Source organism: Mesorhizobium sp. GbtcB19 (genome assembly GCF_019091085.1).
Classification (GTDB): Bacteria; Pseudomonadota; Alphaproteobacteria; order Rhizobiales; family Rhizobiaceae; genus Mesorhizobium.
Map to the genome: position 1 here is coordinate 122,986 of NZ_JAGXJY010000015.1, position 17,225 is coordinate 140,210.

Consider the following 17,225-nt stretch of genomic DNA (forward strand, 5'->3'; position numbering starts at 1 on the left):
CTATGCGGCCGAGGCAAGACGTCGGCGCCGAATAACATTAACCGTGGCTAATATGCCACCATGGTCGCAAGAGGCCGAATCATGAGGGTTGCGGCAGGCCCCCGTCGGGAGCGATGCTCGGTGCGCCGGTGAGGCTGTGCGCGAGGCTGGCGACTTCAAGCCCGCGCCAGCAGCGCCTCGACCTCATTGAGGGACGGCATTGACGGCGCCGTGCCTGGGCGGGTCACCGAGATGCCCGCGACCGCGCAGGCGAAACGCACGGCCTGAAGCGGCTCGACACCCTTGGCAAGTGCTGCAGCCAGGCCGCCGTTGAACGCATCGCCCGCCCCCGTGGTCTCGACCACCGGGCCGGCATTGACCGCGCCGACATGCTCGGAACGGTTCTTCGTGTGAAGCAACGCGCCCTTCTCGCCGAGCGTCACGATGACGGCTCCGACCCCCTTGGCCAGCAGCGCATCGGCGGCGCGGCGGGCGTCGTCGATCGACGACACCTTGATGCCGGTCAGCCCTTCGGCTTCGGTCTCGTTGGGCGTGACATAGTCGCAGAGCGTGTAGATGCGGTCCGGAAGGCTGGCGGCAGGCGCCGGGTTGAGGATGGTCGTCACCCCTGCCCCGCGCGCGATCTCGAGCGCCTTCAGCGCCGCGTCGATCGGCTGCTCGAGCTGCGTGACGAACACGCCGGCGGACCGGATCAGGCCGGCATGCGCCTCGATGTCCTGGGGCGAGATCAGCATCGCCGCACCCGGGCTGACGATGATGGCGTTGTTGCCTGTCCCTTCCTCGACGAAGATATAGGCCGCACCCGTATAGCTGTCGGGCGTATCGATGACGGCGCTCTTCACGCCGGCATCGTTCCAGGTCTGCTTGGCCATGTCGGCGAAGGCATCGACGCCGAGACGCGTCAGGAAGGTGATGTCGGCGCCGAGCTTGCCGGCCGCCACCGCCTGGTTCGAGCCCTTCCCGCCGGGGCCGAGCTTGAAGGAATTGCCGAGGATCGTCTCGCCTATGCGCGGCTGGCGGTCGGCGCGATAGGCGGTGTCGGCGACGAACACGCCCAGGATCACAACAGGCTTGCCGGCTGCCATGATCTTACTCCGCATCCGGCGGCACGACGCCCTTGCGGAAGGCAAAGCAGCCATAGAAGCGGCGTTCGCCGGTCTGGATCACGCAATAGGCCTTCTTCGAGCGCTCGTAGAAGGCATAGCGCTCGATCGAGATCATCGGCCAGGGCTTGCCTTCGGCCGCGTCGATCTCCTTCTGCACCTCCTTCTGCACCGGCGGGATCTCGTTCGGCTTGCCGACGATCTCCATGCGCGCGGCCGCGTCGTTGACGAACGTATCGAGCGGATAGAGCGACAGCACCGCCTTCACCACGTCCGCCGCCGTCGCATCGATGCGCAGCACCTTGCCGAGCACGGTCTGCCGCGCCACCGAATCGGACGGGAAATTGGTGTCGGCGATGATCAGGTCGTCGCCATGGCCCATCGCCCGCAGCGCCTGGAGCACATCGGCATTGAGCAGCGGATTGATCCCTTTGAGCATGGTTCCCTCATGGAAGTCTGTGTGCGGTCTGGAGCAATTCCAGGAAAGGTGTGAGCGGTTTTCCGTCCGGAACTGCGTGAAGGTCTAAAGACGCTTGCCGGTTCCGGCGTCGAAGAGGTGGACCTGGTCGAGACGGGGCTTGAGCTTCAGCGTATCGCCCGGTTTGAAGTCGTGGCGCTCGCGAAACAGCGCCACCATCTCGCCCTCGCCGAAGCGCACGAATACCAGGGTCTCCGAGCCGGTCGGCTCGACAACGGAGATCTTGGCCTCGACGCCGTCAGGATGGATTTCCAGGTGCTCCGGGCGCACGCCGTAGACGACGGCCTGTCCGTCCTCGCCGGCCCCGTTGGCGGGCATCGGAAACGCCGTGCCGGCAATGTCGACGACCGGTTTCTCGCCCTTCCTCAGGGTGCCCTTGAGCAGGTTCATCGAAGGCGAGCCGATGAAGCCGGCGACAAAAAGGTTCGCCGGCCGGTCGAACAGTTCCAGCGGCGCGCCGACCTGCTCGATGCGGCCGTCGCGCATCACCACGATCTTGTCGGCCATGGTCATGGCCTCGATCTGGTCGTGGGTGACGTAGATGGTGGTGGTCTTCAGCCGCTGGTGCAGCTCCTTGATCTCGGTGCGCATCTGCACGCGCAGCTTGGCGTCGAGGTTGGAAAGCGGCTCGTCGAACAGGAACACCTGCGGATTGCGCACGATGGCGCGGCCCATCGCGACGCGCTGGCGCTGGCCGCCCGAAAGCTGGCGCGGATAGCGCTTGAGATAGGGCGCGAGGTCGAGGATGTCGGCGGCGCGCTTGACCCGCTCCGCTACGACGGCCGGATCGGTGCCGCGCAGCTTCAGCGCGAAAGCCATGTTCTGCTCCACCGTCTTGTGCGGATAGAGCGCGTAATTCTGGAACACCATGGCGATGTCGCGCTTTGCCGGCGGCAGGTTGTTGACGACGCGGTCGCCGATCGAGATCGTGCCGCCGGAGACGGTCTCCAGCCCCGCCACCATCCGCAAGAGCGTGGACTTGCCGCAGCCCGAGGGTCCCACCAACACGACGAACTGGCCGTCGGCAATGTCGACACTGACCTCATGCAGGACCTTGACGGTCCCGAACGCCTTGGCCACACTGCTGATCGCGACTTGAGCCATCGTCTCCCCTTCGTCGTTTTTGATGAAGCTAGCCATTGCCCACGGCGAGGGCAAGTCGGTATCTTATAGATAAAAAGTCATTGTTGTTGACAAGGTAATCGATTACGCGAATAGTGACCAGTGCCAATCCGACGCAGGCTTGTTATCCTGAAATCGGAGCTCCGGCGACGCAGGGTGGGGTCCCACGTCCCCGTATGATCGAGGAGAACCGTAGACCTTTCCACGTCCGAGATTGGCACTTCAATTCAATGGCTGTTGTTCTGGGAGGAACCTGTAGATGAGAGTCGACCTGTACGAAAAACTGATGCGCGCCGGCGCCAGCCGCCGCGATGTGCTGAAGGGCGCGGCCTCGATGGCCGCGATCGCCGCCGCGTCCGGCGCCGGGCTCGGCGCGCTGACGAGGCCTGCCGCGGCCGATGACAGCCTGCGCGCGAAGATTTTGCAGATACCCGGCGTCGGCAAAGGCCAGCCGACCGATGCAGACTTCCAGAAGGTCGGCGAGCTCTGCCTCGAAGCGACCAAGGCCAATGTCAAGGAAGGCGAGTTCGCCGGTGTCGAGCTCACCTTCATGGGCCTGAACAACCAGAACCTGCACAACGTGCTGTTCCGCGGCTTCCTGAAGCCATGGGAAGCCTATACGGGCGCCAAGATCAGCTGGATCGACCTTGCCCAGGCTGACTACAACGCCCGCCTGCAGCAGTCGATCGCCACCGGCACCGTCGACTTCGACATCATCGAGATGGGCGCGCCCTTCGAGGGTGACGTCTGCGGCAAGGGCCTGACCTCGGAGATGCCGGACTGGGTCAAGAAGCAGATCGACTTCGACGACCTCGTCAACTACCTGAAGCCGCCGGTCGGCACCTGGGACGGCAAGCAGTATCGCGTCACGATCGACGGCGACACGCACAACTTCAACTACCGCACCGACGTGTTCGCCGACGCCGACCTCGCCAAGCAGTGGAAGGACAGCGGCGCCACCACCGAATGGGGTGTGCCGAAGACCTGGCAGGAAGTGCAGGCCGTCACAAAATTCCTCAAGGGTAAGAAGTTCAAGGGCCAGGACGTCTATGGCTATCTGGACGCGCCCAAGCCCTGGGGCGGTTTCGGCTTCTACTTCCTCGGCAGCCGCGCCACCGCCTATGCCAAGCACCCCGACGACAAGGCCTGGCTGTTCGATGCCGACACGATGAAGCCGCGCATCAACAATCCGGCCTGGGTGCGCGCCATCCAGGACGTCATCGACGCCCTGCCCTCCGAGCCCGCCGACCAGATCAACGCCGATCCGAACACGACTGCCTTCCAGCAGTTCCTGGCCGGCACCGGCTCGATGATCCCCTGGTGGGGCGACGTCGGCTCGAACGTCAAGACCAATGACTCTTCGGTCATCGGCGACGTCACCGGCTTCTCGATCCTGCCGGGCTCCGACGACGTCTACAATTCCAAGACCGGCAAGTGGGAAAAGCTCGCCAGCGGCCCAAACTACGCGCCGAACTGCGCCTATCTCGGCTGGGGCGTCTATGTCATGGCCCGCGTCGACAAGGACGAGAAGAAGAAGAAGGCCGCATGGTCCGCCGCCGCCCATCTCGGCGGCAAGGACCTGTCGATCTGGACGGCGATGTATCCGTCGGGCTTCCAGCCTTACCGCAACTCCCATTTCAACATTCCGGAATGGGTGGCGGCCGGCTATGACGAAGCCTTCATCACCTCCTACCTCAAGTCGGAAGGCGATAGCTACAACCATCCGAACGCGGCGATCGAGCCGCGCATCCCCGGCATCTTCCAGTACTACTCGGCCGCCGAGGACATCCTGGCCAACACCTTCGCCGGCAAGATGAAGGCGCAGGAAGGCGCCGACGCCATCGCCGCCGCTTGGGAGAAGCTGACCGACCAGATCGGTCGCGACAAGCAGGTGAAGCTCTACAAAGCCTCGCTCGGCATGTAAGCTATCGAAGGGAAGTCGCGGCCCGGCGGCACCAGTCGCCGGGCCGCATCTTTGACCGGCTGCAGCCGGTCGTCAGTCAAAGAGGCGAGAAGCGTGGCTGAGCAGATTTCCACCGCGAACGCATGGCCGGGAAATCCGGCCGACCTGATCCCGGCCGGCCGCAAGCGCCTCGGCTGGGGCCTGCTGGCCATCGCAACCCTTGCCCTGCTGGCGATCATCGTCGTGCAGATCCTCTACAAGACCGAGATGTCGACGGTCGGCTTCGACACCTGGCGGCCGGTCGTCTACGCCTATGTCCTGTGGGGCGTAGCGCTTGGCGCCTGGCAGGTGCTGACGCGCGGCGAGGACGGACAGCGCGCGCTGTTCCTCCTGCCGGCGCTGCTCTTCACCATCGCCATGGTGATCTTCCCGACGCTGTTCGGCTTCTACATCGCGCTGACCGACTGGAACCTCAGTTCCTTCGCCGGACGCCGGTTCAACGGCCTCGACAATTTCTGGCAGATGCTGGCCGATCCATACTACCGCAACGCGCTGGTCAACATGGTGCTCTATGTGCTTGCGGTACTGGTCGAATATGTCATCGCCTTCGGCCTGGCGCTGCTGCTCAACGCGCAGATCAAGGCGCGAAAGTTCTTCCGCGTCGTCTTCCTGCTGCCGCTGATGCTATCCCCGGTCGCGGTGTCCTGGATGGTCGGCAAATCGCTGATGGAGTACCGGTTCGGACCGGCTGCGACGCTGGCGCGTCATCTCGGCTGGGACAATCCCGCCTTCTTCTCCGATCCGATCACCGCCCGCATCTCGATCATGATGCTGGACGCCTGGACCTTCATCCCGTTCATGATGATCATGCTGCTTGCCGGCCTGCAGGCGATGTCGCGCGAGGTGCTTGAAGCCGCCCGCGTCGACGGCGCGACCGCGTGGCAGACATTCTGGCAGGTCACCTTTCCGCTGATGCTGCCGGTGTCGGTGACGGCGGTGATCCTGCGCATCATCTTCAAGCTGAAGCTTGCCGACATCATCATCACCTTGACCTCCGGCGGCCCCGGCGGCGCCACCGATTCCGTGTCGAGCTTCATCTACCGCGAATATCGCGACCGCTCGAATGTCGGCTACGGCACGATGCTCGCCATGGCCTATCTCGTCATCATCGTCGTGTTCGTGACCTGGCTGTTGAAATTCGCCAGTCGCTTCGTACGCAACGTCAACTGAGCGGCCATCATGAGCGTCCAGACCACCGACTACACCGTTTCCGAAATCCGCTCGCCAGCGGCCTTCATCGCCAGCCGCGTCTTCATCTATGGGGCGCTGGCGTTCTGGGCTTTCGTCTGCCTGTTCCCGATCTACTGGACGATCACCACCTCGTTCAAATCGGCGGTCGACGTCACCCAAGGGCATCTCATTCCCTTCGTCGACTTTACGCCGGACTGGAAAGGCTGGCGCTCGCTCGGCCTGTCTCCGGATTCGATCTTCCAGACATCGACCGTGCGCGACGAATTCTTCAAGCGCTTCATGAATTCTGTCATCACCTCCGTCGGCGCATCGGGCCTCGCCATCATCATCGGCAGCCTCGCCGCCTACGGCCTCGTCCGCTATCGCTACAAATTCGCCTGGTTCAAGAACGAGGACATCTCCTTCTTCTTCCTGTCGCAGCTGATCCTGCCGCCGGTCGTGCTGGCACTCCCCTTCCTGGTGCTCTACCGGGAAGTGGCGCTCCTCGACACGCGCATCGGCCTGGTGCTTCTCTACACGCTGATGGTGCTGCCGATCGTCATCTGGATCATGCGCGACCAGTTCAACTCCATTCCCGTCGAATTGGAGGAAGCGGCCTTGGTCGACGGGCTGTCGATCTGGGGCGCCTTCTTCCGCATCGTCATGCCGATCGCGCTGCCAGGCATGGTCGCCGCTTTCATCCTGGCGATGGTGCTGTGCTGGAACGAGTATTTCTTCGCCGCCCTTCTGACCTCGACGGACGCCAAGACAATTCCCGTCATGGTGGCCAGCCAGACCGGCTCGCAAGGCATCAACTGGTGGTCGATGGCAGCCCTTGCCACGGCGGCGATCGCGCCGCTGGCGATCATCGGTATCGCGCTCGAACGCTATCTGATCATGGGCATGACGGCCGGCTCGGTGAAGTAGCTGGACCTCTCCTTCTCTCCTTGTGGGAGAAGGTGGATCGGCGCGTTAGCGCCGAGACGGATGAGGGGTGTTCCAGCGGAGTGAGACGTAGGCATTCCCTGGAGCACCCCTCATCCGTCGCCTTCGGCGACACCTTCTCCCACAAGGGGAGAAGGGGGAGCTAGGCCTGCAGGATCGACCGCAAATGGTCGAGGATCATGGCGACGCCGATCTTGCCGAGGCCCGCGGAGGCTTCCGCGGCGCCTTTCGTGTACCAGCCGGTGTTGTCGGCGAAATGCTTCTCGTCCACCGCCTCAGGGCACAACGCCAGCATCAGCGAGGTTTCGCCGATGCCGGCATGGTCGAACGGGTATTTACCGTTCATCGTCGCCGGCATCAGCGGATGCACCTGCACCCAGTTGAAGACGTTTTCGCCCTGGGCGTGGCCGGCATAGTAGTCGGCCATCGTGTTCGATCCCCACCAGCCCTCGCCGCGCTCCTTTTCGAGGAAACGGAAGATCGCCTGCCTTCCGGCGGTCTTGAAGGCGAGATCGGTCGGCATGCCGGCGGCGAAATTCTCGGTCTGGTGGTGGATGATGGCGTGGATGTTGCGGAAACCGATGCGCAGCAGCCCGTAGAACAGTTCCTCAGCGAAAGGCGAAAGCACCGGGCCACCGACCTGCACCGAGCCGCTGCCTTCCGGCGCCGCCACCGCATAGCTTGCCGCGCCGTAATAGAAGGGTGGCAGGATGACGATATCCCTTTCCTTTTCGATCAGTTCCACCGTCTTGATCACGGCCAGCGTGTCCATGCCGACCGCCATATGCTCGCCATGGTACTCGAGCACGCCGAGCGGCAGCACGACCGGCCAGTTCTCCTCGATCGCCGTGCGGATCTGGTGCGGCAGCATCAGCTCGTAGCGCATCCCCTACTCCATATTGGTGTGTCTGGCGCGCATCGCTTCCGCCGAGGCGTTGGTCAGCGCTTTGAGCTTCAGCACCATGATTTCGAACAAAAGGAACAGCGCGCCTTCGAACAGCGAGCCCATCGGCAGCATCGACGTTCTCGCCGCGCCCTGGTCGCTGGCCATCGTCTGCGCCGGGATGAGCAGGGTGAAATCGGCGAGCTTCGCGGCGCTGCCTGCCGGTTCCGCCGTCAACAGCAGCACCTTCGCGCCGGCCGCGCGGGCGACCCGCATCAAGGTCAGCACCGTGGTGGTCTCGCCGGGCCCTGAACTCGCCAGCAAGACATCGCCCTGTCCGAGTGGCGGCGTGGTCATATCGCCGACGACGGACACCGGCAGGCCGAGATGGTAGAGCCGCATGGCGAAGCCCTTCACCTGCAGCGCCTCGCGGCCGCAGCCATAAACGGCGATCCTGCCGGCGCCGGCGAGCATTTCGCAGGCGGCGTCGATCCGGCCTTCATCGGTGCGCGCCAGCACCGCGCCAAGCTCGTCCAGCGCGGTCGCGAACATTCCGGATCCGGCTTTGGTCATGACGGCTCACCCTGTCTGCGGAGGTGTCGCGCTTAAGCTCGACGGATTTGCGGTTAGCCACCGCGAAAGGCTTGTTTTTGTTCATGCTATCACCGCGAAAATCGCTGTCCAACGAGCCTCGGCACTTTTGCTGGGCCACCAGCGTGATAGTGTCATGTCAGACAAATCACTCCGGGACATCGTCAGACATGAAGACACGGCATTTCGACCGCATCGGCAATGGCGGCATCACCTTCACCGAGCTCGGCTTCGGCACCGCGCCGCTCGGCAACCTCTACCGCGCCGTCTCTGACGAGGACGCCAATGCCACCCTGGAGGCTGCATGGGCGACCGGATGCCGCTACTTCGATACGGCCCCGCTTTACGGCCTCGGCCTGTCGGAAACCCGCCTGAACCCCTTCCTGCGCGGCAGGAAGCGCGATGACTATGTGCTGTCGAGCAAAGTCGGCCGCATCATGCGCGTCGCCCCGCCGGACCAGCGCACCGGCATCGGCAAGTTCTTCGAGACGCCGTCGCGCCGCGAAGTCTACGACTACAGCTACGACGGCGTCATGCGCTCCTTCGAGGCCTCGCTGGAGCGCCTCGGCGTCGACCGCATCGACATTCTCTTCGTCCACGACGTCGACATCTTCACCCATGGCAGCAAGGAAGCTTCGGACCGGCGCATCGAGGAGTTCATGTCGTCGGGCTATTACGGGCTGCTTTCGCTGCGCGACCAGGGCGTGATCAAGGCCTTCGGCGGCGGCATCAACGAATGGCAGGTCGCCCAGACGCTGGCCGAGCGCGGCGACTTCGACCTCTTCCTGCTCGCCGGCCGTTACACGCTGCTCGAGCAGGAGGCGCTGCAGTCGTTCCTGCCGCTTTGCCAGAAGCGCGGCATCGGCATCGTGCTGGGCGGCCCGTATAATTCCGGCGTGCTTGCGACCGGGCCGAAGCCCGGCGCCTTCTACAATTACAGCGAGGCGCCGAAGGAGATCCTCGATCGCGTGGCGCGCATCGAGGCCGTCTGCAAGCGCCACAACGTGCGCCTGATCGAGGCGGCGCTGCAGTTCCCGCTGCAGCATCCTTCGGTGATGTCGGTGATCCCCGGTGGCCAGCGGCCGGCCGAGGTCGAAAGCAACCGCGCGCTGCTCGACACCAAAATACCGGCGGCGCTGTGGGCGGATTTGAAACAGGAAGGCCTGATGCGCGCCGACGCGCCGACGGCCTGAGCCGCCCTTCATCAGCTGCAAAAAAAGAAAAGCCGGGCTAGCCCGGCTTTTCTGCTCTTAAAGAAAAAGGTCTTAGTTGACCGCGTCCTTGAGGCCCTTGCCGGCCGAGAACTTCGGCACGGTGCGTGCCGGAATCTTCACTTCCGCGCCGGTCTGCGGGTTGCGGCCGGTCGAAGCAGCGCGTTTTGACACGGTGAAATTTCCGAAGCCGACAAGCCGGACATCGCCGCCCTTCTTCAGTTCGCCAGTGATCACGGAGAACACCGCATCGACGGCCGACTGCGCATCAGCCTTCGAAATGCTTGCGGAGTCGGCGACGGCGGACACCAGTTCGTTCTTGTTCATAAAAATTCCCTTCCATGAGAAAACCGGAACTTACGACTCATCCGGCAGGAAACGGACTTTAGAAAGAAGCGTTCCGGAACCCAAGCCAAAAACCGCGGAATTCCGGGCTTTCTTGCATTTTTTCGTGGCTTTTTCACATGAAAAAGCCGGGCTCGAAGCCCGGCTCTCTCATTGTGCACTGCACCGTCAACTTTTGTCAGTGCGCGAGCGACTTTCCGGCATCGTCGCCGCTGTCGACCGGAGCCGGCGCATTGACCGGCTCGACCCACTCGATCGGCTCCGGCATCCGGGTGAGCGCGTGCGCGAGCACCTCGCCGACCCGCGAGACCGGCACGATCTCCATGCCGTTCTTCACATTGTCCGGAATCTCCGCCAGATCCTTGACGTTCTCTTCCGGGATCAGGACCTTCTTGATGCCGCCGCGCAGAGCCGCGAGCAGCTTCTCCTTCAGGCCGCCGATCGGCAGGATACGGCCACGCAGCGTGATCTCGCCGGTCATCGCCACATCGGCCCGGACGGGGATACCCGTCAGCACCGACACGATGGCGGTGGCCATGGCTGCACCGGCCGACGGGCCGTCCTTCGGGGTCGCGCCTTCCGGCAAGTGGACATGGATGTCGCGCTTGTCGAACAGCGGCGGCTCGATGCCGAAATCGAGCGCCCGGGAGCGGACATAGGACGCCGCCGCCGAGATCGATTCCTTCATCACGTCGCGCAGGTTGCCGGTCACCGTCATGCGGCCCTTGCCGGGCATCATGACGCCTTCGACCGTCAGCAGTTCGCCGCCGACTTCCGTCCAGGCAAGACCCGTGACCACGCCGACCTGATCGTCGGCCTCGACCTGGCCGAAGCGGAAGCGCGGCACACCGAGATAATCGGCGAGGTTGTCCGCCGTGATCTTCACCGTCTTCTTCTTCGTCCGCAGGATCTCGGTCACCGCCTTGCGGCCGAGCTTCATCAGCTCGCGCTCAAGGCTGCGCACGCCGGCTTCCCGCGTGTAGGTCTGGATGATGCCGCGGATCGCGTCCTCGCCGACCGAGAATTCGTTCGGCTGCAGCGCGTGGTCGCGGATCACCTTGGGCATCAGGTGACGCTTGGCGATCTCGATCTTCTCGTCTTCGGTGTAGCCGGCGATACGGATGATCTCCATGCGGTCCATCAAGGGCGCAGGGATGTTCAGCGTGTTCGCCGTCGTCACGAACATCACGCTCGACAGGTCGTATTCGACCTCGAGGTAATGGTCCATGAACGTCGAGTTCTGCTCGGGATCGAGCACCTCGAGCAGGGCCGATGACGGATCGCCGCGGAAGTCCTGGCCCATCTTGTCGATCTCGTCGAGCAGGAAGAGCGGGTTGGACTTCTTGGCCTTCTTCATCGACTGGATGACCTTGCCGGGCATCGAGCCGATATAGGTGCGCCGGTGACCGCGGATCTCGGCCTCGTCACGCACGCCGCCGAGCGCCATGCGGATGAACTCGCGGCCGGTCGCCTTGGCGATCGACTTGCCGAGCGAGGTCTTGCCGACGCCGGGCGGTCCGACGAGGCACAGGATCGGCCCCTTCAGCTTCTTCTGGCGGCTCTGCACGGCGAGATACTCGACGATGCGCTCCTTGACCTTGTCGAGGCCGAAATGGTCGGTGTCGAGCACGTTCTGGGCGAACGCCAGGTCTTGCTTGACCTTGGAGTTCTTGCCCCACGGGATCGACAGCAGCCAATCGAGATAATTGCGCACCACCGTCGATTCAGCCGACATCGGCGACATCGAACGCAGCTTCTTCAGTTCGGCTTCCGCCTTCTCGCGGGCCTCCTTGGAAAGCTTGGTCTTCTTGATGCGCGCCTCGATCTCGGCGGCCTCGTCGCGGCCGTCCTCGCCCTCGCCGAGTTCCTTCTGGATCGCCTTCATCTGCTCGTTGAGGTAGTACTCGCGCTGCGTCTTCTCCATCTGGCGCTTGACGCGCGAGCGGATGCGCTTTTCCACCTGCAGCACCGAGATTTCGGCTTCCATGAAGCCCATCGCCTTCTCCAGACGCTCCTTGACGGAAAGCGTGGCGAGCATCTCCTGCTTCTCGGGGATCTTGATGGCGAGATGCGAGGCAACCGTATCGGCGAGCTTGGAATAGTCGTCGATCTGGCTGGCGGCACCCACCACTTCGGGCGAGATCTTCTTGTTCAGCTTGACGTAATTCTCGAAGTCGGTGACGACCGAGCGGGCAAGCGCCTCGATCTCGACCTCTTCCTCTTCCGGCTCGGCGAGCGCGGTGGCGCGTGCCTCATGGAAATCGGCGCGGTCGGTGAACGAAACGATCTTGGCGCGCGAGGCGCCCTCGACCAGCACCTTCACGGTGCCGTCGGGAAGCTTCAAAAGCTGCAGCACATTGGCGAGCGTGCCGATGTCGAAAATCGCATCCGGCTCAGGATCGTCGTCGGCTGCATTCATCTGAGTGGCGAGCAGGATCTGCTTTTCCTGACCCATCACCTCTTCCAGCGCCTTGATCGACTTTTCACGGCCCACGAAGAGCGGAACGATCATATGCGGGAACACGACGATATCGCGCAGTGGGAGGACTGCGAAAACGCCGTCGCCGGAAGCCTTGGATATCTTGGCCATTGTCCAACCTTTCATGTCGCGGACGCTTATTTTAGCCAACCGCGAATCTCATATTAACGACCGAGTGTCGTTCCGCCTACCACCGTTTGTGACGGGAGTTTTACAGCACAGAATTCGGCGCCTCGGCCTTCTGCTGTTAGGTGGATGCAGCCGGGGCAAAGATCAAGGGTTAACACGGTCGCTCGACCCGTTCCGTCGCATTGCCCCACGCCTCTCACAGCAAAACGGCGCCGCGTGGGCGCCGTTCCATGAAAATTGTGGGCCAGATGCCATTTCAGGCGCTGACATTGCCCTTCTTTTCCTTCTGCTCGGAATAGATGTAGAGCGGCCGGGCACTGCCGGTCACCACCTCTTCCGAGATCACCACTTCGCGCACGCCTTCCAGCGCCGGAAGCTCGAACATTGTATCGAGCAGGATCGCCTCCATGATCGAGCGCAGGCCGCGCGCGCCGGTCTTGCGCTCGATGGCGCGCTTGGCGATCGCCGACAGCGCGTTCTCGTGGAAGGTCAGATCCACATTCTCCATCTCGAACAGCCGCTGATACTGCTTGACCAGCGCGTTCTTCGGTTCGGTCAGGATCTGGATCAGCGCCGGCTCGTCGAGGTCTTCCAGCGTCGCCAGAACTGGCAGACGACCGACGAATTCCGGGATCAGGCCGAATTTCAGCAGATCTTCCGGCTCGACCTGGCGGAACAGGTCGCCGGTGCGGCGATCCTCGGGCGAGGCCACGGTGGCGCCGAAGCCGATCGAGGTCTTGCGGCCGCGATCCGAGATGATCTTGTCCAGGCCCGCGAAGGCGCCGCCGCAGATGAACAGGATGTTGGCGGTGTCGACCTGCAGGAATTCCTGCTGCGGGTGCTTGCGGCCGCCCTGCGGCGGCACGGAGGCGACCGTGCCTTCCATGATCTTCAACAGCGCCTGCTGCACGCCCTCGCCCGACACGTCGCGGGTTATCGAGGGATTGTCGGACTTGCGCGAGATCTTGTCGATTTCGTCGATATAGACGATGCCGCGCTGCGCGCGCTCGACATTGTAGTCGGCCGACTGCAGCAGCTTCAGGATGATGTTCTCGACGTCCTCGCCGACATAACCGGCCTCGGTCAGCGTCGTGGCATCGGCCATGGTGAAGGGCACGTCGATGATGCGGGCGAGCGTCTGCGCGAGCAGCGTCTTGCCGCAGCCGGTCGGGCCGATCAGCAGGATGTTCGACTTGGCCAGCTCGACGTCGTTGTTCTTGCCGGCATGCGCGAGGCGCTTGTAGTGGTTGTGGACCGCCACCGACAGCACGCGCTTGGCGTAAGGCTGGCCGATGACATAATCGTCGAGGACCTTGAGGATCTCCTGCGGAGTCGGCACGCCCTCGCGCGACTTCACCATCGAGGTCTTGTTCTCCTCGCGGATGATGTCCATGCAGAGCTCGACGCACTCGTCGCAGATGAAGACGGTCGGGCCGGCGATCAGCTTGCGGACTTCGTGCTGGCTCTTGCCGCAAAACGAGCAGTAAAGCGTGTTCTTTGAGTCACCGCTATTATTGCCGACCTTGCTCATTTTTCTGTCCTTTCACCAACGCCCGCCGATGGTCTGGCTCGAGTGACGTCTCACCAATCTATCGCGGGAATCCGCCACTGCCAGTGTCCCGGCTCACACAGCGTATTCCGTACGAAACACGAAATCAGAAAACGCGGCAATGATTCGCTGCAACCCCATGCAAAGCTAAGCCGTCGAAAATCAACATAGCCTTAACGTAGGCAATCCCAACGCCTGAGGGAACAGCCAAATGTGGCCGAAATGCCGCAAGACGCGCCAAAACCGCGTTATGCTGTCATTTGCTGTCGACGTCAGGCCGAAGCGGTGGCTGCCTCGGCCGTTTCGCGGCTCGAAATGACCTTGTCGATCAGACCGAAGTCCTTGGCCTCGTCCGCGGTCATGAAGTGGTCGCGGTCGAGCGTCTTCTCGATCTCGTCATAGCTCTTGCCGGTGTGCTTGACATAGACCTCGTTCAGGCGGCGCTTCAGCTTGATGATGTCCTGCGCATGACGTTCGATGTCCGAGGCCTGACCCTGGAAGCCGCCGGACGGCTGGTGGACCATGATCCGGGCATTCGGCGTGGCAAAACGCATGTCCTTGTGGCCGGCCGTCAGAAGCAGCGATCCCATCGAAGCGGCCTGGCCGATGCAGAGCGTCGACACGGCCGGCTTGATGAACTGCATGGTGTCGTAGATCGCCATGCCCGAGGTGACGACGCCGCCCGGCGAATTGATATAGAGGTTGATTTCCTTCTTGGGGTTCTCCGCCTCGAGGAACAAAAGCTGTGCACAAACCAGCGTCGCCATCCCGTCCTCGACCGGACCGGTGATGAAGATGATGCGTTCCTTCAAGAGGCGCGAGAAGATGTCATAGGCGCGCTCGCCGCGATTGGTCTGCTCGACGACCATCGGAACGAGGTTCATGTAGGTTTCAACGGGGTTCTTCATGGACTACCCTTGTTGGAGATGAATTCCGGCATCGTGATATATCAGCAATCGCGCGGAATCGTTCTGGATCGGTTAAGACCTAAATAGGATGCCGGCTCACCCTAGCGCAAGGCCGCCTCTCCTAGCCACCTGGTTAAGTCGAGTAAAGCACGGCAAACGGCAAAACGTGGATGATCCGATTACGCGAGATGGCCCAGCCCCGGCTGGCCTGCCGGAGCCGTCGGCAAGGTAGCAATTCCTTAACCGCGCCGCTTAACGAAAAGCCTTGAAATAGCTGTCCGCCCCCGGACCTTCCGCTACAGTCCTGCGTTGTAAAGGCGTCCTTTTTCAACGGGGGAATGTCATGATCCGCAAAAGCTCCGCATCGCTGGCGGCAATCGCGATGCTTGCAACCGTCCCGGAAACCGCCGCCAGCGGCCGCGCGCTCGAATGTTACGAGCCAATCCGTCAGCCGGCGCTGTACGACACCGTCTATGAAGATGTGATGGTTAGCCCCGGCGGGCAGGTGGTCGATTACGACGCGCCGATCTACGGCACCTACCAGGGCGTAGAGCAGATTGCGCCGCCGCGCGTCACCTATGAGACCGTCCCGGCTGTCACGCGTACGGTCTACCACACGGTCAGGGTCGACGATGGCGGCTATGCCTGGGAATGGCGCGTCATCCATGGCCGCAAGGTGCTGTGCAAGGTATGGCGCAAGGCCCGCTATGCGCGCGTCGCCGAAACCGTCGTGGTCCAGCCCGAGCGCGTCCGGCGCGTCGTCCTGCCGGCGGAATATGAAGGCGTCGCCCACGAAGTGCTGGTGCGGCCGCAGCAGGTGCGCATACGGGAAATCCCACCTTCATACGGGACAGTGGCACGCCGGGTGATGGTGCGGGAAGGTTCGACCAGCTGGCGGCGGGTGCATATCCCGCGGCACTGCCAGAATTAGAACAATTCCAGGAAAAGTGCGAAGCGGTTTTCCGTCCGGAATTGCGCCCAAACAAAGACTTAGGCGGAGTTCGCCTTGGAGATCGTGGCCGGCCGGGTGGCGGTGTCGCGCGTCCCGGCCGGATGAATTGCTGGCTTAGGCCAGATCGATGTCGAGAATGGCCATCGAGAAATTATAGTCGCCGTCGTCCTCGTCCTTGAAGACGATGCCGAGAAACTCGTCGCCGACATAGACCTCGGCCGAGTCTTCCTTGCGCGGGCGCGCCTTGACCTGCAGCTTGGGATTCTGGAAGACGCGTTTGAAATAGGCGTCCAGCTTTCTGATCTCGTCAGGCTTCAAAAGTCTTCTCCGAAATGTCGGCCTTGTTCGTTGGAACGCGCTTCTGACACGCCAACAATGGCCATGTAAAGGCAAGCCGGCTGGATAACGCTGGACAACGGACGACCGACACCGGCGGCCGGATGCCGCCAGCGGTCGGAGCTCAATCAGATGTCGAAGCTGACCACGTGGTCCATGCTTTGCGACGGCAGGAGCTGGTCCATCTGCCGCGAGGGCTGGTCGCAGCCGGTTTCGCCGACAACGCGGGCCGGCACGCCGGCGACCGTCTTGTTGTGCGGGACGGGCGACAGCACGACCGAGCCGGCGGCGATCTTCGAGCAATGGCCGACCTCGATATTGCCGAGGATCTTGGCGCCGGCGCCGATCAGCACGCCGCGGCGGATCTTCGGATGGCGGTCGCCATTGGCCTTGCCGGTGCCGCCCAGCGTCACCCCGTGCAGGATCGACACGTCGTCCTCGATGACCGCCGTCTCGCCGACGACGAGGCCGGTGGCGTGGTCGATGAAGATGCCCTTGCCGATGCGCGCAGCAGGGTTGATGTCGGTCTGGAACACCGAGGACGACCGGCTCTGCAGGTAGAGCGCGAAGTCCCGCCGGCCCTGGTTCCACAGCCAGTGCGCCAGGCGGTGCGTCTGGATGGCGTGAAAACCCTTGAAGTAGAGCACCGGCATGATGAAACGGTCGCAGGCCGGGTCACGGTCGTAATAGGCCTGGATGTCGACGCGAACCGTGGTGCTCCACTCCGGATCGTCGGCCAGCATCGCCTTGAAGGTCTGGCGGATGAGGTCGGAGCCGATGTCCTGGTGATCGAGGCGCTCGGCCAGCCGGTGAATGACCGTTTCCTCCAGGCTCTCCTGGTTGAGGACGGTCGCATAGAGGAAGGCCGCGAGCAGCGGATCGCGGTTGACCGCTTCCATCGCCTCATCGCGGATGGATCGCCAGATCGGATCGACCGGCTGCACCATGCTGGGGCGGGCAATCGTTACGCTGTTCATCGACGCTCTCCGGCCTTGCTCATTCTCCGGCGGCACATATAGGCCAGATCATAGCACGGTTGAACTCAATTTTCCTTAAGTAGC

The 17,225-nt window shown here is 62.9% G+C and carries 16 protein-coding genes; 5 read left to right on the forward strand and 11 right to left on the reverse strand.

Annotation, left to right across the window (positions count from 1 at the left end; genetic code table 11):
* Nucleotides 1-155 precede the first annotated feature (155 nt).
* From rbsK to KVT37_RS23385, 3 genes are all read right to left on the reverse strand, one after another.
* Nucleotides 156-1,085, reverse strand: coding sequence for a ribokinase (gene rbsK / locus KVT37_RS23375; protein ID WP_217577369.1), 930 nt, complete (start codon nt 1,083-1,085; stop codon nt 156-158).
* Nucleotides 1,086-1,089: 4 nt separating this feature from the next.
* On the reverse strand, nt 1,090-1,542 hold the full coding sequence (locus KVT37_RS23380; RefSeq protein WP_217577370.1) for an RbsD/FucU family protein: 453 nt from the start codon (nt 1,540-1,542) through the stop codon (nt 1,090-1,092).
* Nucleotides 1,543-1,626: 84 nt separating this feature from the next.
* Nucleotides 1,627-2,685, reverse strand: a complete 1,059-nt coding sequence (locus KVT37_RS23385; protein WP_217577371.1) for an ABC transporter ATP-binding protein — start codon at nt 2,683-2,685, stop codon at nt 1,627-1,629.
* A gap of 277 nt (nt 2,686-2,962) precedes the next feature.
* On the opposite strand from KVT37_RS23385, the gene KVT37_RS23390 reads away from it, so the two are divergent.
* From KVT37_RS23390 to KVT37_RS23400, 3 genes are all read left to right on the forward strand, one after another.
* The gene (locus tag KVT37_RS23390; RefSeq protein WP_217577372.1) at nt 2,963-4,627 is read left to right on the forward strand and encodes an ABC transporter substrate-binding protein; all 1,665 of its coding nucleotides are present in this window, start codon (nt 2,963-2,965) and stop codon (nt 4,625-4,627) included.
* Between the two features lie 93 nt (nt 4,628-4,720).
* Entirely contained in the window at nt 4,721-5,836 is a 1,116-nt protein-coding gene (locus KVT37_RS23395; RefSeq protein ID WP_217577373.1) for a carbohydrate ABC transporter permease, read from the forward strand.
* A 9-nt stretch (nt 5,837-5,845) separates the two neighbouring features.
* Nucleotides 5,846-6,763, forward strand: a complete 918-nt coding sequence (locus tag KVT37_RS23400) for a carbohydrate ABC transporter permease (protein ID WP_217577374.1) — start codon at nt 5,846-5,848, stop codon at nt 6,761-6,763.
* 160 nt (nt 6,764-6,923) lie between these two features.
* On the opposite strand, the gene KVT37_RS23405 is transcribed toward KVT37_RS23400, so the two are convergent.
* Both KVT37_RS23405 and hxlB read right to left on the reverse strand, forming a co-directional pair.
* Nucleotides 6,924-7,667 (reverse strand): creatininase family protein, encoded by a 744-nt coding sequence (locus KVT37_RS23405; protein ID WP_217577375.1) that lies wholly within the window; start codon nt 7,665-7,667, stop codon nt 6,924-6,926.
* 3 nt (nt 7,668-7,670) lie between these two features.
* A complete protein-coding gene (gene hxlB / locus KVT37_RS23410; RefSeq protein WP_217577376.1) occupies nt 7,671-8,237 on the reverse strand; it encodes a 6-phospho-3-hexuloisomerase in 567 nt (188 codons plus the stop codon).
* A 188-nt stretch (nt 8,238-8,425) separates the two neighbouring features.
* On the opposite strand from hxlB, the gene KVT37_RS23415 reads away from it, so the two are divergent.
* Nucleotides 8,426-9,448, forward strand: a complete 1,023-nt coding sequence (locus KVT37_RS23415) for an aldo/keto reductase (protein WP_217577377.1) — start codon at nt 8,426-8,428, stop codon at nt 9,446-9,448.
* 72 nt (nt 9,449-9,520) lie between these two features.
* Here KVT37_RS23415 and hupB read toward each other — a convergent pair whose 3' ends face one another.
* The 4 genes from hupB to clpP all read right to left on the reverse strand — a co-directional run bounded on the left by hupB (nt 9,521) and on the right by clpP (nt 14,876).
* Complete coding sequence (hupB, locus tag KVT37_RS23420; protein ID WP_027166452.1) at nt 9,521-9,793, reverse strand: DNA-binding protein HupB; 273 nt, start codon at nt 9,791-9,793, stop codon at nt 9,521-9,523.
* Between the two features lie 196 nt (nt 9,794-9,989).
* Complete coding sequence (gene lon / locus KVT37_RS23425; RefSeq protein ID WP_217577378.1) at nt 9,990-12,401, reverse strand: endopeptidase La; 2,412 nt, start codon at nt 12,399-12,401, stop codon at nt 9,990-9,992.
* 274 nt (nt 12,402-12,675) lie between these two features.
* Nucleotides 12,676-13,950 (reverse strand): ATP-dependent Clp protease ATP-binding subunit ClpX, encoded by a 1,275-nt coding sequence (clpX, locus tag KVT37_RS23430; RefSeq protein WP_112098599.1) that lies wholly within the window; start codon nt 13,948-13,950, stop codon nt 12,676-12,678.
* Between the two features lie 290 nt (nt 13,951-14,240).
* Nucleotides 14,241-14,876, reverse strand: coding sequence for an ATP-dependent Clp endopeptidase proteolytic subunit ClpP (gene clpP, locus KVT37_RS23435; protein ID WP_217577379.1), 636 nt, complete (start codon nt 14,874-14,876; stop codon nt 14,241-14,243).
* Nucleotides 14,877-15,219: 343 nt separating this feature from the next.
* Between clpP and KVT37_RS23440 the strand changes: the two genes are divergently transcribed.
* Nucleotides 15,220-15,807, forward strand: coding sequence for a hypothetical protein (locus KVT37_RS23440; protein ID WP_217577380.1), 588 nt, complete (start codon nt 15,220-15,222; stop codon nt 15,805-15,807).
* A 135-nt stretch (nt 15,808-15,942) separates the two neighbouring features.
* Here the strand turns inward: KVT37_RS23440 and KVT37_RS23445 are convergent, their stop codons facing one another.
* Complete coding sequence (locus tag KVT37_RS23445) at nt 15,943-16,146, reverse strand: DUF3126 family protein (protein WP_027166457.1); 204 nt, start codon at nt 16,144-16,146, stop codon at nt 15,943-15,945.
* 146 nt (nt 16,147-16,292) lie between these two features.
* Nucleotides 16,293-17,141: a serine O-acetyltransferase gene (cysE, locus tag KVT37_RS23450; RefSeq protein WP_217577381.1), complete on the reverse strand. Its 849-nt coding sequence runs from the start codon at nt 17,139-17,141 to the stop codon at nt 16,293-16,295.
* Between the last annotated feature and the right edge of the window lie 84 nt (nt 17,142-17,225).